Source organism: Jejuia sp. G7-7 (assembly GCF_055808955.1).
Genome location: NZ_JBVVSZ010000002.1, coordinates 1771024 through 1792567, shown reverse-complemented (window position 1 = coordinate 1792567; position 21544 = coordinate 1771024). Strand labels below are relative to the sequence as shown.

Annotated in this window: 17 protein-coding genes, 1 tRNA gene and 1 pseudogene; 2 read left to right on the top strand and 17 right to left on the bottom strand. The window is 32.7% G+C overall.

The window, feature by feature from the left end:
- Positions 1–14: 14 nt before the first annotated feature.
- The 11 genes from AC0L5U_RS18455 to porU form a co-directional block, all read right to left on the bottom strand.
- A complete protein-coding gene (locus tag AC0L5U_RS18455) occupies positions 15–656 on the bottom strand; it encodes an HAD family hydrolase (RefSeq protein ID WP_473417898.1) in 642 nt (213 codons plus the stop codon).
- A 2-nt stretch (positions 657–658) separates the two neighbouring features.
- Positions 659–1024: a T9SS type B sorting domain-containing protein gene (locus AC0L5U_RS18450; protein WP_473417897.1), complete on the bottom strand. Its 366-nt coding sequence runs from the start codon at positions 1022–1024 to the stop codon at positions 659–661.
- Between the two features lie 5 nt (positions 1025–1029).
- Positions 1030–2052: a hypothetical protein gene (locus AC0L5U_RS18445; protein WP_473417896.1), complete on the bottom strand. Its 1023-nt coding sequence runs from the start codon at positions 2050–2052 to the stop codon at positions 1030–1032.
- The gene (locus tag AC0L5U_RS18440; protein WP_473417895.1) at positions 2030–2527 is read right to left on the bottom strand and encodes a hypothetical protein; all 498 of its coding nucleotides are present in this window, start codon (positions 2525–2527) and stop codon (positions 2030–2032) included. The genes AC0L5U_RS18445 and AC0L5U_RS18440 overlap by 23 nt, the downstream gene beginning before the upstream one ends.
- A gap of 339 nt (positions 2528–2866) precedes the next feature.
- Complete coding sequence (locus tag AC0L5U_RS18435; protein ID WP_473417894.1) at positions 2867–3550, bottom strand: SDR family NAD(P)-dependent oxidoreductase; 684 nt, start codon at positions 3548–3550, stop codon at positions 2867–2869.
- The gene (locus tag AC0L5U_RS18430; protein WP_473417893.1) at positions 3543–4487 is read right to left on the bottom strand and encodes a M28 family metallopeptidase; all 945 of its coding nucleotides are present in this window, start codon (positions 4485–4487) and stop codon (positions 3543–3545) included. The genes AC0L5U_RS18435 and AC0L5U_RS18430 overlap by 8 nt, the downstream gene beginning before the upstream one ends.
- Positions 4488–4582: 95 nt before the next feature.
- Complete coding sequence (locus tag AC0L5U_RS18425) at positions 4583–6226, bottom strand: pyruvate dehydrogenase complex dihydrolipoamide acetyltransferase (RefSeq protein WP_473417892.1); 1644 nt, start codon at positions 6224–6226, stop codon at positions 4583–4585.
- Between the two features lie 3 nt (positions 6227–6229).
- Entirely contained in the window at positions 6230–7228 is a 999-nt protein-coding gene (gene pdhA / locus AC0L5U_RS18420) for a pyruvate dehydrogenase (acetyl-transferring) E1 component subunit alpha (RefSeq protein WP_473417891.1), read from the bottom strand.
- A 175-nt stretch (positions 7229–7403) separates the two neighbouring features.
- Positions 7404–7886 (bottom strand): cytidine deaminase, encoded by a 483-nt coding sequence (cdd, locus tag AC0L5U_RS18415; RefSeq protein WP_473417890.1) that lies wholly within the window; start codon positions 7884–7886, stop codon positions 7404–7406.
- A 100-nt stretch (positions 7887–7986) separates the two neighbouring features.
- Positions 7987–9228 carry a type IX secretion system outer membrane channel protein PorV gene (gene porV, locus AC0L5U_RS18410; RefSeq protein ID WP_473417889.1) on the bottom strand — a complete coding sequence of 414 codons (1242 nt, stop codon included), beginning with the start codon at positions 9226–9228 and terminating at the stop codon, positions 7987–7989.
- 33 nt (positions 9229–9261) lie between these two features.
- Positions 9262–13149 (bottom strand): type IX secretion system sortase PorU, encoded by a 3888-nt coding sequence (gene porU / locus AC0L5U_RS18405; protein WP_473417888.1) that lies wholly within the window; start codon positions 13147–13149, stop codon positions 9262–9264.
- A gap of 264 nt (positions 13150–13413) precedes the next feature.
- Here porU and gldJ point away from each other — a divergent pair, with 264 nt between their 5' ends.
- Positions 13414–15093: a gliding motility lipoprotein GldJ gene (gene gldJ, locus AC0L5U_RS18400; RefSeq protein WP_473417887.1), complete on the top strand. Its 1680-nt coding sequence runs from the start codon at positions 13414–13416 to the stop codon at positions 15091–15093.
- Positions 15094–15158: 65 nt separating this feature from the next.
- On the top strand, positions 15159–16433 hold the full coding sequence (locus tag AC0L5U_RS18395) for a UDP-N-acetylmuramoyl-tripeptide--D-alanyl-D-alanine ligase (RefSeq protein ID WP_473417886.1): 1275 nt from the start codon (positions 15159–15161) through the stop codon (positions 16431–16433).
- A gap of 236 nt (positions 16434–16669) precedes the next feature.
- On the opposite strand, the gene AC0L5U_RS18390 is transcribed toward AC0L5U_RS18395, so the two are convergent.
- The 6 genes and pseudogenes from AC0L5U_RS18390 to nhaD all read right to left on the bottom strand — a co-directional run bounded on the left by AC0L5U_RS18390 (position 16670) and on the right by nhaD (position 21544).
- Positions 16670–16744 (bottom strand) — tRNA-Val (locus tag AC0L5U_RS18390).
- A 59-nt stretch (positions 16745–16803) separates the two neighbouring features.
- A pseudogene (locus tag AC0L5U_RS18385) lies at positions 16804–18019 on the bottom strand (bifunctional folylpolyglutamate synthase/dihydrofolate synthase).
- Positions 18020–18023: 4 nt separating this feature from the next.
- Positions 18024–18875, bottom strand: coding sequence for an energy transducer TonB (locus AC0L5U_RS18380; protein WP_473417885.1), 852 nt, complete (start codon positions 18873–18875; stop codon positions 18024–18026).
- A gap of 35 nt (positions 18876–18910) precedes the next feature.
- Complete coding sequence (locus AC0L5U_RS18375) at positions 18911–19306, bottom strand: ExbD/TolR family protein (RefSeq protein WP_473417884.1); 396 nt, start codon at positions 19304–19306, stop codon at positions 18911–18913.
- A 1-nt stretch (position 19307) separates the two neighbouring features.
- Entirely contained in the window at positions 19308–20006 is a 699-nt protein-coding gene (locus AC0L5U_RS18370) for a MotA/TolQ/ExbB proton channel family protein (protein WP_473417883.1), read from the bottom strand.
- Between the two features lie 146 nt (positions 20007–20152).
- Complete coding sequence (nhaD, locus tag AC0L5U_RS18365) at positions 20153–21544, bottom strand: sodium:proton antiporter NhaD (protein WP_473417882.1); 1392 nt, start codon at positions 21542–21544, stop codon at positions 20153–20155.

Genomic DNA, 21544 nt, shown 5'->3' with positions numbered 1-21544 from the left:
GCTTTATTTAGTTCTTATTTAAGAAGTTCTTGCAGTTTACGCATATCTTTAAATATTTTGTTAGCTAAGCCTTCTAATTCATTTTTATAATCGTGCTCGGTATAGCCAAAAACATCAAAACCGCCAGATTTTGCAGCTTTGACTCCAGAAACGCTATCTTCAATTACCAAACACTCACTAGGCTCAAAACCCATGGTTTTGGCTGCCCATAAAAATATATCAGGTTCTGGTTTCCATTTTTGAATTGCATAACAACTGAAAATATTACCTTCAAAAAAAGGTAATAATCCTGTAACTTCTAGATTTAATCTAATTTTATTTTCAGGACCACTAGATGCTACACAAAATGGAATATCTAAACTTTCAACTACATCTTTAATACCATTAATAGGTTGAATTTTCTCTCGAAAAGCTTCAAATGTATTGATACGATAATCTGATTCAAAATTAACAGGTAATGGTTTACCTATTCGTTCTGAAATTAGACTCATGCATAAGTTAAGCGACTTTCCTTTTAAAGAAATTAATGATTCTTTGAACTCCATATTGGCTCCTAAATCATTTGCCATATCAACTAAAACGCCTATTGCAATAGATTCACTATCTATTAATACGCCATCGCAATCAAAAATGATGCATTTATATTTTTTACTCATTTTTATCGTTTTAATGTAAAATGTCCAACTATTTCTCGTTCATTATTCAATTTAGCCACGAACCAATAATCAGAAGTCAATAATCTATTGCCATTAAACGTCCCATCCCATCCTGGATTTTTATCAGAAATCTGTTTAATCAGTTTTCCATATCTATCATAAATAAATGTAAGTGCTCCAGGAAACTTTCCCAATCCTTTAATTTGCCAAGTATCGTTTATACCATCTCCATTTGGTGTAAAATATTTAGGATAGTCCAATAATATAACATTTGTTTGACCTTCTCCACAACCATTTTTATCTCGATAAAACACAGTGTATTCTCCACCTGCCAAATTATTAAATATGTTTAAATTTTGATAATTCATACCATCTAGGAGTATTCTAAAGCATTAGGTTGAGATGGAATTATTTCTATCGAATTAGCATCGGATAATTCGTTAATCTTAACTTCAGATATCTCAGGTGGTTGAGAACGATCTAATCTAAACTCAAAAGTACTACTGCAAACTAAACCTCCAAAATCACTTGTAACGATAACAGAGTAATTCCCGATTTCTGAAACTGAAGCTTCAAATGTATTCGATACAATTGTACCATCGTCATAAACCCATTCCCAAGACAGAAATGTTGGGTCTAATGAAAGTAAGATTGATGGTTCAGAATCACAGAATAAATAAACATCTTGTAACGGAATTTCTGGTTTTCTTATATTAATATCAATAAGGTTACTCTCTGTACAGTTTTCTGTAGATTGTAATTTCAACTTATACAATTCGCTACTCTCAATATCTTCTGGTATTACAACTTCAATAGTGCCACTAGTATTGGACGTAACTGTTGATAATAGTGTAGCATCATCAAAGCTACCATCAGCATCACTTAAGTAAACAGAAAAAGTGGTATTTGAAACAAACTGTCCTAAAAGCGAATAGGACACATCAAAAGAACTTCCTGCACATAAAGGTTGCATTATTTGACTATCTATTGTGATACCCTTTAGAATATTATCATAAACTGAAGCAAAAATTTGTCCTCCTTTGGAATATACCACTACCACATCATTATAAGCGTTATTAATTTCCAAATTATGGCTAGTACCTTGTGCTACCAATATAGGTGGTCCAAAATTTTCTGCCTGATCATAACTCACATTAAACAATAATTCTCCGTTACTATTTTTATAACCGTCTATTAAAGTACCTCTATCATCAGCCACTAAAGTTCTTCCTGTATCCCTTCCATCATTAACACCTAAAGACACTAAGAAATTTTCACCAGTATTAACATCAATCTTATAACCAACATTATTAGTATCTCCACCGCCTCCTACAAAAATAAAATCGCCACAAGGGCCTTGACTTAATGTATAACTAGAGAAAAATCCTTGGAACATTTTGAAAACGGACAGGTTCGTATGTAACCCCAGAATCTAAACTTTTAAAAAGATACAACGTTGGGTCATCAGCTGGAACATAAACCACACCGTTTTTATCAGTTCTCACATCAGCATAAACATAACCCGAAAAATTACGTGATCTAAAAATACCATCGCCATAATTATCATTAGCATAAACTACTGAACCAAATCTATCGATAATGTAAACCATATTTTTAAAGGTAGCCATGTGTAGAGCATCACCACCTGCTCCATTACCAATAGTTACAGGTGGGCTAAATGTAGTTCCGCCATCTATACTTTTAGAAAAACGAATGGAAATTCCTTGTGACCAAGCCACAAAAACATCACCTCTCTCATTTACTGCTATTTCGGTTTCTACAATGCCATTATCTACTAAAACACTAGTGAGGAAACTCTGCCCTCTATCAGAACTTTTTGCTACTCTAATTCCTGAAGAACCACTATACACAATATAAATTTCGCCAGCTTCATTAATGGCAATACTTCTACTAGTATTTGCTTCACCAATGGAGTTAGCAGTATTATTACTATCGCTTACTAAAACATCAGAATATAAAGGTGTTTGAGCTAAGCTGAAAGTTTGCCAAATTAGGGTAAAAGCAAAGAGACCAAACCAACAATTAAAATTCAGGGCTATATATTTTTTTAAATTTTGAATACGACTTTTTTAGGTAATTTAATTGATAATTCTATAACGTAAAATTAAAAAATGGATCATCTACAATATATTATTATCGTTAAACATCCCCATTACTAGTTGAATTTACCAAATTATATATAAAACTATCTAGGGAGTAGAATTTGATACCTGTAGGAGTTTCCCATTGTAGTATTTGTTTCCCTTAAGAGAAAAATCAAAGATATATTCTGCCATTTCTAATGCTGTTATAGGCGCTTGATATCCAGGAAACGCTTCTTCTAGCATTTCGGTTTGTACGGCTCCTAATGCTAAAACGTTAAATGAAGTACCGGAATCTTTATATTCTTCTGCCAATAATTCTGTTAATGTGATTACTGCGGCTTTACTAGAGCTGTATGCTGCTAAACCCGGAAATTTCATACTACCTTGTACACCGCCCATAGAGCTTATGGCAACCACATGACTATTGGTTTTCATAAATGGCAAAACAACTCTTGTAAGTTCAGCAACGCCGTAAACATTGGTTTTATAAACATTTTCGAAATCTGAAATAGATGTTTTAGCGAAGGGTTTGTTTAAAAGTGACCCTGCGTTATTAATTAAAATATCTACCTGATTCCATTCCTCTTTTATAAAATCTTCAACTTTTTTATAAGCTCCATTATCATTCAAATCAAAAGAAAAACAAGTAACCTTTTCTAAGTTTAATTTTTGAATTGGCTTTTCATTCCGTGAAAGCGCTAAAACATTATGTCCAGTTTTAGCAAATAATTGCACTAGTTCAAACCCAATACCCCTACTTGTTCCAGTAATAATTATGTTTTTACTCATTGTTCATTTTAATTTCTTTAGTAGCTGTATTTGCCATTGTCTCTATAGCAGGAATCACTTTATTTATCAAACTAGCCATAAAGTTATAATCTAACTTATCTACCTCATCATCTACATGATGATAATAATCAAAATTAGACATATCACATGAGGAAATAGTCTGACAAGGCACATTAAATTCTTGATAAAACGGGTAATTATCCGAACGTTTGAACAAACTATATTTTATAGCCACTTCAGACTTTCCTATTATATTTGATTTGGTATATAAATTTATCTTTTCAGCCATATTAGACATATCATAACCTGTTACAAATGCTTCGTAATCTCTATCTTTAAAAGGCACTCCTACCATTTCAAAATTAACCATAGCATAAAGATTTAAGTTTTCTTCTTTTAAACGCTTTGCTAAATGTTTTGAACCTAACAATCCCTTTTCCTCAGCTGAAAATAATGCAAAAATAATACTGCGTTTATTATTCTTTTTATTGGCAAAATATTTTGCCATTTCTATAACTGTACTTGTTCCTGCAGCATTATCATTAGCCCCATTGGCAATTGAATCTCCTTCAACCGTTTTGCCATAACCAATATGGTCATAGTGCGCACCTAAAATGATATATTCCTTTTTTAATGTATCATCATTCCCTTCTAAATAGCCAACTACATTAAAAGCGTTTAAACTATCTACTTTAAAATTATCTCTATAAGAATCAAAATAGGGTTTAACACCCAAATAATTAAATTGGTTTTCAATATAACTAGCGCTTTTTTCTATACCTTCTGTACCAGTATCTCTTCCTTTTAATTCATCTGAAGCTAAGTAACTAACTATTTGTTGAACATCCTCTGAAGTAATAGTAATAGATTCTGATTTCACTTCACTTCTACAACTGCATATAAGCAACAATATCAACACTCTAAATAATCCTTTCATTTTTTTGAATTTAAAAATTTAAAGATAAAAAAACCTGTTTCAATCAAATGAAACAGGTTTAAGTTTTATAAACGTCTACTTCTCTCTGTAATTGGTTATACCAACATAGTCACAGGATTCTCAATATATCCTTTTAACGTTTGAAGGAATTGAGCTCCAGTAGCACCATCAACTGTTCTGTGATCACAAGCTAGTGATAATTTCATGGTATGACCAACAACAATTTGACCGTTTTTAACAACTGGTTTTTCAACAATATTTCCAACGGAAAGAATTGCTGAATTTGGTTGATTGATAATTGACGTAAATGTATCTATACCAAACATACCTAAGTTAGAAACAGTAAAAGTACTTCCTTGCATCTCATCTGGAGTTAATTTTTTGTTTCTTGCTTTTCCTGCTAGCTCTTTTACTGCTGCACCAATTTGTGGTAAGGTTTGCTCGTTAGCAAAACGTACAACTGGCACAACTAATCCATCAGGAACTGCAACAGCTACTCCAATATGCACATGGTTATTTAAACGCATTTTATCAGCAAACCATTGTGAATTTACTTGAGGATGTTGCTTTAATGCCAAAGCACAAGCTTTAACTACAATATCATTATAAGAAATCTTGGTATCTGGAATTGAATTAAACTGAGTACGGAATGCCATAGCGTTTTCCATATCAAACTCAACACTTAAGTAATAATGTGGTGCAGAGAATTTAGAATTTGTTAATGCTTTAGCAATAGCTTTACGCATTTGCGAGTTATCCACATCATCGAAATCTTCTTGTCCAGAAGGCACAAATTTACCAACCGATGCTGCTCCTGTTACTGGTTCGTAATTTTCAATATCTCTTTTTATAATACGGCCATTTTCACCAGAACCTTGTACTTTCAACAAGTTAATATCTTTTTCTTCAGCTAATCTTTTAGCTAATGGTGATACGTATAAACGCCCGTTTTCTGTAACAGGTGTTGGAGTTGGAGCACTTGCCTTCGGTGCAGATGCAGTAGAAGCTGCTTTTGGCGCTTCTTTTTTAGCTTCAGCCTTAGGAGCTTGTTCTGTTTTAGCTGGAGCTGATGTTGCAGAGAAACTTGAAGCTACTCCAGAAACATCTGTTCCTGCAGGTCCAATAATAGCTAATAAAGCATCTACTTTTGCAGATTCGCCTTCTTTTAATCCTATTTCTAATAGCGTTCCAGATTGGAATGATTCAAATTCCATAGTCGCTTTATCTGTTTCAATTTCAGCTAAAATATCACCTTCTTCAACGGTATCTCCAACTTTCTTTAACCAAGTTGCTACAGTACCTTCTTCCATGGTATCACTCAAACGTGGCATGGTTACAACTATAACACCTTCTGGTAAATCAGCTGATGCAGCTGGTGCATCGTTAGCAACAGAAGCTTCTTCTGAACTTGACTCCTCAGCAACTTCTTCTTTATTATCGTCTTCTTTTACTTCCGCGGAAGCGTTACCACCTCCATTTAGAATAGCTGATATATCTTCACCTTCATCACCAATTATAGCTAAAAGCTCATCTACTTTTGTGGTTTCACCTTCTTGAACACCAATATGAAGTAATGTTCCTTCATTAAAAGACTCAAACTCCATGGTTGCTTTATCTGTTTCAATTTCAGCTAAAATATCACCTTCTTCAATCTTATCTCCTACTTTTTTTAACCATGTAGCAACGGTTCCTTCTTCCATCGTGTCGCTTAAACGCGGCATGTTTACAACTATTGCCATATCTTATAATTTGTGTTTAATAAATGGATAATCTTCTTGCTCGTAAACCATATCATAAAGTTGTTGTTTTTCTGGATATGGAGATTCATCAGCAAATTTCTCGCATTCCAAAACACGTTCTTTAACACGTTTATCAATAGCTTTAATATCATCTTCAGAAGCGTATTTCTTATCAAGAATAACGTCCTTTACTTGTGTAATAGGATCAATTTTCTTGTATTCTTGCACCTCATCTTTAGTTCTATAATGTTGCGCATCACTCATTGAGTGCCCTCTGTAACGATATGTTTTCAATTCTAAAAATGTTGGCCCTCCTCCTTTTCTTGCTCTTTGTATAGCTTCATCAAAAGCTTCAGCAACTTTTACAGGGTTCATTCCATCTACTGGACCACAAGGCATTTCATAACCTAAACCTAATTTCCAAATATCATCATGATTTGCAGTACGCTCAACTGATGTTCCCATGGCATATCCATTGTTTTCACAAACAAATACTACTGGTAAATTCCATAACATGGCTAAGTTAAACGTTTCGTGAAGTGAACCTTGACGTGCTGCTCCGTCTCCAAAACAACATAAAGTTACACCATCTACACCATGATATTTATCACCAAAAGCAATTCCTGCTCCTAATGGAATTTGACCACCTACAATACCGTGACCACCATAAAATCTAAATTCTTTAGAAAAAATATGCATTGAGCCACCCATCCCTTTTGAAGTTCCGGTTACTTTTCCATATAATTCTGCCATAACTCGTTTTGGATCCACTCCCATACCTATTGGCTGAACGTGATTACGATATGCAGTTATCATTTTATCTTTAGTCAAATCCATAGCGTGTAAAGCTCCTGCTAATACAGCTTCTTGACCGTTGTATAAATGAAGAAACCCTCTTACTTTTTGCTGAATGTAAACGGCAGCAAGTTTGTCTTCAAACTTTCTCCAGAATAACATGTCTTCGTACCATTTGAGGTAAACCTCTTTTGTGATTTTTTGCATTGGCTACAATTAAGTTTTTAATTTCGCGAAATACAAAAGTAATACATTGCGTTGTATTGCAAAAACGCAACATGATTAAAGTAAAAAATATTAAAAAATTATAATTAGTTATAAATTTTCAAAGATTCTCTGATAAAACTAAGAATCTATTTGACCTTTTTAAAATAACAGATTACTACAGTTGAGATTTATCAAAAACTAAGGGCAATAAATTCTTCAAGGAATTAGATTTTAGTACATTTCCAGAGGTACCCATAAAATAGATTTCTATTGGAAAATCTTGTTTTACTTCATATTCCGCAATAGCTTGCCTACATGCTCCACATGGTGGAATTGGTTGTGATGTATCATTTACCAAAGAACCCGCAGTAATTACTATTTTCAAAATTTTAGAATCAGGATGGTTTGCACCAGCATAATAAATAGCAGTACGTTCAGCACATAAACCTGAGGGAAATGAAGCGTTTTCTTGATTATTCCCTGTAACGATTTCGCTATTATCAAGCAAAACAGCAGCTCCAACTGTAAAATTTGAGTATGGAGCGTGGGCTTTCTTTCTTATTTCTTTTGCTTTTTGCACCAACTCAATCACATCTTTAGGTAATTCATTTTTATCTTTATAAACGTAGAATGTGGTATCTATTTTTAATTCTTTCATAAAAATTTCTAATTAGCTAAAAAGGTATATGATTCTATCTTAAACAAAAAAACTATTGTCCTATGAACAATAGTTTTTAAGATATATGTACTTTTATAATTTAATACTCAACATACTCTCCTGCACCAATATTAAAGGTTAAAGAAAAGCGCAATGTATTTTCTAATGGACTTTGTACTTTTGATGCAGAAAACAAATAAGATAAATCTATATTAATAACGTTGTACTTAAAACCAGCACCTAAAGCTAAAAATTTCCTAGCTCCTTTTTCTTCACTTTCATTAAAATAACCTGCTCTGAAAGCAAAAGAGTCTTGGTATAGATATTCAGCTCCAAGTGACCAAGTAAACTCTTTTAATTCTTCACTAAAACCGCCTGGTGCATCTCCAAAAGATTGAAATATTCCTGACAAGAAACTTACATCTTGTGTCTGACCACTAAATATAACATTTTCTCTTGTTGGGTTAGCATCCAAATCATCTACATCCTCTTCATAGGTACCATTACTGTTATTATCTGTAAAACCATATTCATCTCCCAAAATTGGAGGCGTAGGCACTAATAACTTAGCAACTTCGGCAGTTACAGATACTTTATTATAATCGTCAAAAATAAAATCAAATCCTGTTCCTAAACGTAATGTTGTTGGTTGAAAATTTTCAACTCCACCATCATCATATTTAAATTTAGGACCTACATTTTGAATAGCGAATCCAGCTCTCCAACGTCCATTAAAATCATTATAAGCCTCTTCTTCACTTTGATAATATCCCGAAATATCTACTCCAAAAGTACTTGCTGCAGAAGCATCATTATTTCCAACATTCAATCGTAAATCTGATCGTAAATAGCGCATTGCTACAGACATTGCAAATTGGTCAGATAATCTTAATGCGTAAGATGCATCTATAGTTAATTCATTTGGTCTTTGAATTAATGCTTCTGAAAATTCATCGGCACGAAATTCTATATCTCCCAAAGAGAAATATTTAAAACTTGCAGCAAATGAACTACGCTCATCAATTCTATTAAAGTAAGTAACATTTCCTAAAAAAATATCATTAACTAATTTACTTAAGTAAGGCGTATAACTTACTGCAACACCAGATTTTGTTTCAGAAAACACATATTTTGATGAATTCCATTGTTGTGAAAATGCATCAACAGACGTTGCTACTCCCATATCTCCCATGGCTGCTGCCCTAGCATCAGGTGCTATTAGTACAAAAGGAACCCCTGTAGTAATTACTCGAGAGTCATTTTCATTAGGAATAATTACTGTTTGAGCGGTTAAGTTCAGCGTTAAACCAAAAATTAGTAACGCTATTATTCTAGTCTTCATAGTATAGATTTATGTTGCAAATATAATTTTTTATTAGAGTATTACAAGTTTCTCGATTTTCTCTACCTTTTTGTTTAATAAGTTTGACTTTACGGTTAGCTTATAAATATAGACACCTTTTCCTATTTTATCTCCAAAATCGTCTCTTCCATCCCACACAATATCTTTAGAGAGTGAACTCGTTGCTTTAACACCTCCAGATGTTTGTCCATTTAATGTGCGCACCAATTTACCAGAAACTGTGAATATCTGTATAGAAACGTCTAAAGGTTCCGAACTATTGTGGTTAAACCAAAATTCTGTATAATTTATAAACGGATTAGGGTAATTTAATACATTATTAATTACCAATTCCTGATCTTGATCAAATACAATAAATTGAATTTCAGATATCGAGGAATTATTATAAACATCCCACGCTTTAAGAGTTAGTGTATGTAATCCAGGTTCTAAATCTCTAAATGGGAAACTAACCGTTCCTTTTTGATAATCATCTAATTCCGTTTCATAATAATCATTCAATATGAAAGGATTAGTTTCATCTCCATCAATTATTGCTACAATATCATGTCCAATACCACTTGCGGTGTTAATACCATTATTATCTTCTAGTTTGGCTAAAAGTGTGGGAGACTCATTAGTTATTCCACCAGACACGAAGTTTTCGTCATTCATATAAATGGTAATAACAGGACCTATATTATCCTCTTCCGCATTTTCATTAACACCTCCAATTTTAACATCTGTAATATTAGCACCAGTTCGATCTGATGTTAATTGTTCATTTTTTGCATAAAAACTCACTTTCCCTAACCCTACTGGAATACTAACATCTTTTGGTACAACAAAATCAAATTCAAACTTACCATTGGTTACTGATGCTTTTCCTCTAAATATTATTTCACCTAAAGTTTTAAAATCTAGTTTTACCAATCTCCCTCCATTTGTTGTCCTGTCATTAGCTAAAGTTTGCCTATCAATAAACTTATCATAAATTGTAGTTGAAATTACACCTTTATAATCATTTAATAGTTCTCCGTTTACATTTGTAACCTCTCCTGCTAATTTAACTTTCCCTAAAGCTTTTAATGTATCTGTAACTTGTGTAATTGGTACATCATTAATTTCAGTCAACCTAATATTTGGTTTGGGAAAAGCTAATTTCATAGCTGGATCACCTATAAAAAACACTAGTCTTCGCTGACTAGAAAATGAAATACGATTATCGTTTTTTGTCAACCTGAGGGCTTCTGCCATAGTTGGATATTCATGGTCTGCAAAATTATCATCATCATTAAAAGAAAATAAATATTGACCTAAAGTAGTATTGAACGTGATTCCGAAGTTGACAAATATTTGTCTTGTTGTAGTAATTAAGCTTATGGCCCCTGCATCCTTTTTCCAGTATGTGAATTCTCCAGCTGTCTGCCTAAACGGGTTATCAAATTTAGTAAACTCACAAGTAACTGTAACAAAGCAATTTAATTTACAAACATTTCTAAACTCTTCAATGTTTGGTTTCAACAACACTCTTTCACTTGACAAACCATCCTCGCCTCCATGCCCAAAATAATTTACTACCAAAGCACCATTATCTATAGCATTTGATAATTCTTCAGTTACTTTAGGATAACTATCTCCACCGGCAGAAGATTCTTGTTGAAACGCATCCATGTGCAACTTCACAACATTAATGAAGGGTTTGTTTTCAGTAACTTGATTACCAATATCATCAGTAGTTTGCTGTAATATTCCTTCCCAATCTTCATCTACATCATCAGAAACAACAATATAATTATTACGCCAACTTCCAAAAGCTTCTTTAATATAGTAAGATTCTATTTTATCTACCAACTCTTTAGCTCTCTGTGGAGTATCCGCTATAATTCTTCCAATAGCAATATCTAATAAATCACTAGACCTCATAGTGCCTTCATTCTCATCCATCATTCCAAAAAAATCATCTGAGATATAAGAGTTTGTTAAATTGAAGCTACTATATGCATGCCACGAAGGAACTATGTTTGTATTATTGGGAATTCTATCTTTATAATCATAAGAGCTATCTCCAAATAAGCACAAATACTTAATCCTATTTTCTGGAACGCTTGCATTGTCATATATATACCTCACTAAATTCCGGATGGCTCCTATATCTTGACTACCTGTACTAAACTCATTATAAATTTCATCTAGACCAACAACTTTTACACTTAAATCATATTGATTTCTATTTATCTGTGCCAATCTTTCAGCCTGATTAAGCATATTATTTGGCGCAACTATCAAATAATCCACATCTTGAAATTCTCCTTGGACATTTTGAAAAATAGTACCTTTAATATTTTGATTTCTTACAGTTTTATTAGAATCAGTTTTAGGCTCAAAATAATCCGAAGATGATAAAGCCATATATACCTTTTCTACCCCTAAAGTTGCAGTAAAACTTAAATTATCAATTCCTTGAGTGTTTTCTATATTTGTAACATTGTAAATATCTGTCACATCCCATACCTCTGTCAGTTTGGCGGCATTTGAAATAGTGTACTCTCCAATTCCAGATGAATTTATTGTTGCATTATTTTTAAATTGAAATTGCTTATTACTAAATTTAAGCTGCCTAGTAGCTTCAATAGAAATATAATCTAAATACCCCAAGGCACTAGGATTTCCAGCATTATCATAAGTTAGAGTAACGTTGATATTAGAACTAGAGACATCAACATTTCCGGAATAAAAAGAACCTGTTCCCAATACAGTTTTACTAGTTGGCCCAAGTCTTAAATTACTAACCGACGTACCATTAACTTTCACATCCATAAACGTATTATTAGACGCAACAGCGGCGGTATAAACTTTTATTAATAAAGACTCTGAAGTCACTAAATCAGTAAATTCAAAATTAAAAGTTTGCTCATTTTCTAAATTGAAACGTTCTCCAAACCAACGTCTTCCTATAGTACCTATATTATGGACATCTTTTTCATGAAATTGATAATCTTGAAATGTATTAATTACTAAATCAACATTTCCAGTTGGTTGATTAAACTCCAGTATGCGTTTACCTTGACCAGGACTTATATTAACGTAATAATATGTTTTATCGGCATAACAGTTAATATGAGTATTACTCTCTTGGTTATAACCATTTGGACCTTGTCCATAAAACAAAATATAATCTTCATTGTTAAACTCACCATCTTGCTCACCAACAAATTTTATGGCATTTTCTGTGATATCAAATGGATAAGGTTCGGCATTAGAGTATGGTATCATTCTACCCCCATTCCCATAAATCTTGATAGTTCTAGGATCTACACTATTAACGTTTATACCCAAACTTTGTAAAAATCCTTTTGACAACTTGAAAACTCCTGTTGTGTCGATATAAAATTTATACCATTCTCCAGAGTTTAAAACTGAATTAGAAATTATCTTTGAATTTCCAAATGTCTTTCCTAAAATGCGTTTCGAATTAGAACCAGACAACATATTAAAGCTTACCTGAAAACTAATTACTTTTCTATAAACTCCATTAGTATCTTTAATAATAGGAGATAACGTTAAGTAAGCATAGTACTTATTTCTTGCTTTTGAAGCTCTTAGGTTAAAGTTTAGAGATGAGCTTATGGATTTAATATCCAACTCAAATAAATCCTGATCTGAAATTGTTTGATATTTTACATTATTAATTGCTACAGAAGATGCATCGATGTTTCCATTAACATCCCATTGCGCTACAAATTGTAGCCCTTCTTCAAAATTGAAGTTATAATGAGAACCTTCAAACCATGGAAGGTTTAATGAATGATTTCCAAAATTCAACTCTTTTGAGTCTTTCCAATCAATTGTAAAACTTTTCTTTTGACCAAAAGTAAAAACGAAAGCCAAAAGAAACAATACTAAAATTTTCTTCTTCATAAAATAAAATAACGTCAATAACGTAGTGTTATTATTCTGTTAAAACAACATTTTTTTCTAAAGGTCAAAAATACAATAATAATTTCTGAAAACGAGCGTTTACTGTATGCAAGTATGACTAAAAACTGTCAAAATCATCGACGTAATGCATCAAAGACAGGATGAAATACATAATTTTTTCGTCAAAATGCAAAAAATTGCTTGTTGTGTAAGGTTTAATTCTTATATTGCAGCACCAAAAACAAAATTAGCTTACTTAAACGTATGGATATGAGAAAAGTAGTGATATTCAAGGTTTTGTTAGTTTTAACATTATCTGTTACAACATTTAGTTGTAAAAAATCATCTAGCTCCAAAAACAATTCTAGAGCAACTGGCTGGCAAATTAACAGTCGAGATGGTGGTTTTCAATACAATACAAACTTTAAAGAACAAGAAACAGCACCTGGTTTGGTGTTTATAGAAGGTGGTACATTTACTAAAGGTCGTGTGCAAGATGATGTTATGCATGATTGGAACAACACACCTACCCAACAACATGTGCAATCTTTTTATATGGACGAAACTGAGGTTACTAATTTAATGTATGTTGAATATTTAGACTACATAAAAAAATTGTATCCACCAGAGGACGAACTTTATAAGAATATTTATAATGGTATTTTGCCTGACACTTTAGTTTGGAGAAACCGTCTTGGTTTTAACGAAGTAATGACAGAGAATTATTTAAGACACCCTGCTTATGCAGAATATCCTGTTGTTGGTGTTAGTTGGATTCAAGCTGTTGAATATTCTAATTGGCGTACAGATCGTGTAAACGAACTTGCTTTACAGAAAAACGGCTACAGAGATATTAATTTATCAGAACAAGATCCTGACAACTATTTTAGTACAGATAGATATAGAGTTGACCCTAGTGCTTATGACAACGGAGATACAGATGGTAGAAGAAATAGAAACATCAAAGTTGATGCTGACGGTAACGAAACTGGTGTTAACGCATCAATGGAAACAGGAGTAATAGGCCCAAAATACAGACTCCCAACTGAAACTGAGTGGGAATATGCAGCTCTTGGTTTAAGTGAATTAAGAAGTTATAATTTATACAGAGGGCGAAAAAAATACCCATGGGACGGACAATATACACGTTCTGGTTCTCGTAAATACAGAGGAGATCAATTAGCCAATTTCAAACAAGGAAAAGGTGATTATGGCGGAATTGCTGGATGGAGTGATGATGGTGCTGATATTACTAATGCTGTAAAATCTTATGACCCAAATGATTTTGGTCTTTATGACATGGCAGGTAATGTTGCTGAATGGGTCGCCGATGTTTACCGACCAATTGTAGATGATGAATTTAATGATTTCAACTATTATAGAGGTAATGTATACACTAAAAATGCAATTACAGAAGAGGGGACGGTAAAAGTTGTAACATCTGATGATATAGTATATGATACATTATCTAACGGAAAAATTGTTGCAAGAAACTTACCTGGAGAGATTGTTAAAGTAGATGTTGATGAAAATGAAACTTATTTAAGACCAAATTTCGATAGAGCTAATAACATTAACTTTAGAGATGGAGACAGACGTTCGTCTCGTAATTTTGAAAGTTTTGATAATGATGAAAGTGATGAAGACGGTAGCGAGAAAAATTCTGAAACTAGAAAAATGTATAATTCTCCAAAGCATTCTGTAACTAGAGATTCATTAGGAAATTTGGTTAGAGAATATGATAAATCTAATAACAGATCGTCTTTAATTAATGATGAAGTTCGAGTTTACAAAGGAGGGTCTTGGAAAGATAGAGAGTATTGGTTAGATCCAGCTCAAAGACGTTACTTCCCACAAGATATGGCTACAGATTACATTGGCTTTAGATGTGCAATGTCTCGTGTAGGTTCTAAGTCTAAAATGAAAAACAAAAAGAAGAGTTAATTAAACTTACATAATAAAAGTTAAAAGTCCTGATAAATTATCAGGACTTTTTTTACATTTATTTCATGAAAATAGAAGCATTATACAAACTATTCTTGGCATGTAATTCGGTTTGTACTGATACAAGAAAAATTAAAAACAATGATATATTCTTCGCTTTAAAAGGGGATAATTTTAATGGAAACCGTTATGCAGAACTGGCTATACAAAAAGGTGCAAAATATGCTGTAATAGACGAAAAAGAATTCCACACTTCTGATGTAACGATTTTGGTTGATGATGTACTTAAAACGCTTCAAGAATTCGCCTCTTATCACAGAGACCACTTAAAAACTCCAATAATTGCGCTTACTGGTAGCAACGGAAAAACAACAACCAAAGAACTTATAAATGTTGTTTTATCTCAAAAATTTAATACTACAGCTACCGTTGGAAATTTAAACAATCATATTGGAGTACCATTAACTTTATTATCTATGACTGTGGATACCGAAATTGGTATTGTTGAAATGGGTGCCAATCATCAAAAGGAGATTGAGTTTTTATGTGATATAGCCAAACCTGATTATGGCTTAATTACGAATTTTGGAAAAGCCCATTTAGAAGGTTTTGGTGGAGTTGAAGGCGTTATTAAAGGAAAAAGTGAAATGTATGTGTATTTAACTGAAAATAAAAAAACCATTTTTGTAAATACCGATGACTCTATTCAAGTAGAAAAAACTAAAAATGCTACAACGTTTACTTTCGGGAAAAGTTATAGAACACCAAATGTTTCAATAAATTTTATAGATGCACAACCCTTTGTAAAATGTACTTTTAAAGGGTTAACTTTTGAAAGCAAACTCATAGGAGACTACAATTTTAACAATATTGCATTTGCCATAGCCATTGGTAATTATTTTAAAATAGATGCTATTAAAATCAAGTCTGCTATTGAAAACTATGTGCCTTCAAATAACCGCTCGCAGATTATAGAAAAAGATTCTAATAAAATTATTTTAGACGCCTATAATGCAAACCCAACAAGTATGTGCGCAGCTCTCTTAAATTTTGAAAAGCAAGAGGGATATAAAATTGCAATTTTAGGAGATATGTTTGAGTTAGGAGAAGAAGCTGTAGATGAACACCAAAAGATTACTGATTTAGCTATTTCACTTAACATTGATGAAATTATTTTTGTAGGAGAGAATTTTCATAATTCTAAACTTAATTCTAAAAAAGCATTTCAATTTAAAACCTTTGAAGATTTTAAAAGCAATTTTGATGTAAATAAAATTAAAAGTACTAAGCTACTTATCAAAGGGTCAAGAGGGATGGCATTGGAACGCATCTTAAAATAAAAGCCCACTTATCTTAATTAAAAGGTAAGCAGGCGGCTCTTATAATTCTCCCTAAAGAACTAATTAATAGCATGGTAAAACTAAACTATTAATGCTCTTAAAGCAATACCCAGTATTAGGTATATTTACACTATTTCTATTTTAATAATACTCTAAAACGAAGTGAGAACTGGTGCTATCATCAAAAATATTATAAACTAAAAAAACCTGACGAAAATTCATCAGGTTTTGTTCTGTGGGCAATGAGGGATTCGAACCCCCGACCCCCTCGGTGTAAACGAGGTGCTCTGAACCAACTGAGCTAATTGCCCTTAACGGGATGCAAATATAACCTAGTTTTTAATACTGCAAAAACTTTTTTAATAAAAATTTAAATTATTTCGGCTACTACAAAAGTACTCCCCCCTACAAATATAAAATCATTTTTTGAGGCATTTTTTAAAGCTGATTTATATGCTTCATTTACAGAATTATATGCTTTTCCTTTAAGGCTATGCTTACTAAAAACCCCTTTTAGAATATGAGCATCCATCCCTCTTGATATATCAGGCTTGCAAAAATAATATGCAGCATGTCTAGGTAACACATCTATAATAGAATTTAAATCCTTATCATTTACAACTCCAAAAACAACGTGAAGTGATTTATAAACTTCATTTGAGATCTGCCTCATTACATAAGTTAAGCCTTCTCGATTGTGACCCGTATCACAAACAACTTTAGGGATTTCATTCAAAACTTGCCACCTTCCTAATAAACCAGTATTGGAAACCACATTTAAAAGTCCTTGTTTTATGTTTTTATCAGATATTTTAAATCCTTTTTCCTTTAAAACCTGAACAGATTGAACTACTGTTTTTATATTTTTAGTTTGATATGAACCTATTAAATCAGATTTAAATTCTTGTATAATATTTTTATCAGCATAAACTATTTCTGATGAATTTAGTTTCGAAGTTTTATCAAAAACAGGTTTTGTTTCGTCTTGGGTTTCTCCAATAACTACAGGAATGTTTGGTTTAATAATACCTGCTTTTTCTTTAGCAATCAATTCTAAAGTGTTACCTAAAAACTGTGTGTGATCTAGGCCTATATTAGTAATTACAGAAACTTCTGGAGTAATAATATTTGTTGAATCCAATCTCCCTCCCAAACCGACTTCAATTACTGCTATATCAACTTTTTTTTGAAAAATAGTCAAAAGCCATACCTACTGTCATTTCAAAAAATGACAATTGATTTTCAACAAAAAAAGTCTTATTTCGTTTTATAAAACCCATTACAAATTGCTTGCTTATGGGTTTTCCATTAATCCGAATACGCTCTCTAAAATCTTTTAAATGGGGTGATGTATATAATCCAACATTATAACCAGCTTCTTGAAAAACTGAAGCTATCATGTGACTAGTAGACCCTTTTCCGTTTGTTCCAGCTACATGAATTGATTTAAAATCACGTTCAGGGTTACTAAGGTGTTCTACTAATTTGAGAGTATTGAATAAATCCTTTTTAAAAGCTGTTTTACCCTGCCTTTGATACATTGGTAGTTGGGAAAACATCCAATTGAGCGTATCTTTATATGTCATTTTACTACTGACTTAATTTGAAGTTAACACTAACAAATCCTATTTGACGTGTTGGTGCTTTAGAGTCTGCTGGCCATTTATGAGATAGCGCAATTTTTTTTGCTGGCTCTAATAAACATTGCGCTGTATTTGTTGTGCCTTGAACTCCTGGAACTGCTTGAATAACATTTCCGTTTTTATTCACAACTATTTTTACGACAACCATTCCAGATTCATTGCAATCTTGCTTTAATCTCGTAAAAGATGCACCACCTCGTCCATTTAAACCATAACCTACACCGCCATTTCCAGTACCTTTTCCTCCAAAATAACTCGGAGCATAAGGATTACCATCTAATTGTCCTTTATCGCCAGATGTATTATCATTGCCTTCACTTCCAGTTTCAGAACCTTCAGATTTACTCACTCCTCCTATTAAAGCATCTAGTTTTTTCTTCTTTTCTTCTTGCTCACGCTTTTCTTTAGCAATTCTTTCAGCTTCAGCTTTTGCTTTGGCATCTGCTATAGCTTTGGCTTTCGCCTCTGCTTCTTTTTTCTTTTTAATAGCGATAGCTTCAATATCTTCTTGTGTTAACACATCTTCTTCCTTAGCTTCAGATGAAGTAGTAGATTCAGATTTAGAAACATCTGGTTGTGGTGGTTCGTTTATTTTATTTGGTTTAGACTTTACAGGTTTTTTAGGTTGTACATTACCTTTTCCAAAATCTGTTGTTCCAAAATTTACTGCAACACCATATTCCTTTGGTGGATCTAAATATTGAGGTCCCATAATGAAAATGAGTAACAATAATATCAAAGTAATCAGCAACGTGACTTTTGCTGAATCCTTTTCATATTTTGTTTCAAAATATTTCACCTGTAATACCCTTTTTGTAGTTTTAGAATTTAGTTCTAATTAGTTGATTTTACTGCTAATGTTGACTTTATTTTATTTCTATTAGCAATATCCATGATGTAAACAACATGTTTCATTTCCACATCTTGATCAGAGCGAATTGTAATTGACGATGTTGTACTTCCAGCCATAGCAGCAAGAATAGTAGATTCTAATTGGCTTTTAGCAACCATTTTTAGATCCACAAAATACTGATGTTTTTTATTTACACTAACTGATACGTTTTTAACCTGAGTAGTTTTACTAGATGACTTAGGTAATAACAAATCAATAGCTTCGGCAGAAACCAAAGTTGAAGCAATCATAAAAAATATCAACAGCAAAAAAACAATATCTGTCATTGACGACATATTGAATTCTGGTGTTACTTTATTTCTTCCTCTAAAGTTCATACTATGTAGGTTCGTTTAAGTGATCTAAAAACTCTAATGAATTTGCTTCCATTTGATACACCACTTTATCAGTTCTCACCACCAAATGATTGTATGCAATATATGCTACAATACCAACAATTAAACCTGCAACTGTAGTGGTCATAGCTGTATATAAACCTCCTGCTAAAACATCCATTTGAATGGAGCCACCAGCATTTGCAAGTTCAAATATTGCTAATATCATTCCAACAACCGTACCAAGGAAACCAATCATAGGTGCTGCTCCTGATATAGTTGCTAAAATGCTTACGTTTTTTTCTAAACCATAAATTTCTAATCGTCCAGCATTTTCAATTGCCGTATTAATATCGGCAAGTGGCTTCCCTATTCTGGTGATCCCCTTTCCTATTAATCTAGAAACTGGAGAATTAACCTGAGCACACAACACTTGAGCTGAATCTATTTTACCATTACTTACGTGGTCTTTAATTTGGTTCATAAAATTAGCATCTACTTTCGATGCAGCCTTTACAGCAAAAAGTCTTTCAAAATAAATATAAATGGCCACTACTAAAAGTAAAAATAGAATAGCAATAATTACTTGTCCTGCAATACCACCGCTGGTTATTAATTCTACAATTGATAATGTTTTTTCAACAGACTCTCCATCTGCTAACTCAGTACCTTCTTGAGTGTTTTGTAATAATATGTTTAGCATATAATTTAAATTTATTGCAACAGTATAACGTCTATTTTGTCGCTAAAGTATAATAAAATTCGTTTTCAGTTCTATTTACGTTTGTAAAAAGCAGAAAGATTAGCAAAAACACTAATCTTTCAAATTTTATACCAATATAACTTTATTTAAAATAAAGTTCTTGTAACCATAAATGCAGCTGCTCCAACCAAGAAACCAACGAGAGCTAACCATGATATTTTCTTTAAATACCAGAAAAAGTCAATTTTTTCCATACCCATGGCCACTACTCCAGCAGCAGACCCTATAATTAACATACTTCCGCCTGTACCAGCAGAATAAGCTATAAAATGCCACAATTCATGATCTATAGGCTCAGTAAACATTCCTAAACTTGCAGCTACTAGCGGGACGTTATCAATTACTGCTGAACCTACACCTAATAAAAGTACAACCAAATCTGAAACACCTCCAGGATGCATTTCTGTACCTAATTGTGGTACACTATCTTGTAAAGAACTAGCAAAACCAAATAAAATACCAAGTGATTCTAAAGCAGCAACAGCCATTAAAATTCCTAAGAAAAATAGAATACTAGGCAATTCAATTTTAGATAATGATGCATGAACAGGGCTATGGTGTGCATGAGCATCGCTTTCTTCAGAATCATGACTAGACATACTAAATTTAGAACTACTATAAATTTCAGCAAATGTTGCTACAACTCCTAACGATAACATCATCCCAACATAAGGTGGTAAATGTGTAATCATTTTAAAGATAGGCACAAAAACAATAGCACCTAAACCTAAGTATAACATTGTTCCGCTGAATCTCGATTTAGTCTTTTCAGTATCTTCAACAATATTTAAATCCCCTTTAAATACAGGTAAAAACGAAGCAATTAGAGAAGGTACCACCATACATAACAATGAAGGCACAAATAAATACCCGATAAGATGACCTGTTGTTACTTTTTTACCAATCCATAACATAGTAGTTGTAACATCTCCAATTGGAGACCAAGCACCACCTGCGTTTGCAGCAATTATTATTAAACCAGCATACCAAAGACGAATATCTCTATCTTTTACAATTTTTTGAAGTATTGAAATCAAAACGATTGTTGCAGTAAGGTTGTCTATTATTGCAGAAAGAATAAAAGCTAAAATTGAAAAAATCCATAAAATTTTTGTCTTCTTCTTTGTTTTTATGAAGCCTTTTATAGTAGCAAAACCATCAAAATAATCTATAATCTCAACAATAGTCATAGCTCCCAGTAGAAACACCAATATTTCAGCAGTTTTACCTAAGTGATGCAATAATGTTTCTTCCATTAAATGCAATTTCTCTTCATGACCTAGGCCACCAAAATTCTCTAAAAGCATATGTTTGCCAGAATCAAACCATTGTGGAAAGCTCTCTAGCCCTAAAGCTATTAATGCCCAACAAATAGCCATCATGACCAATGCAGGGATTAATTTGTCAATTTTTATACTATGCTCTAGAGTTATTGCTAAATAACCCATTACGAATACTAGAATAATTGCTGCTTCCAT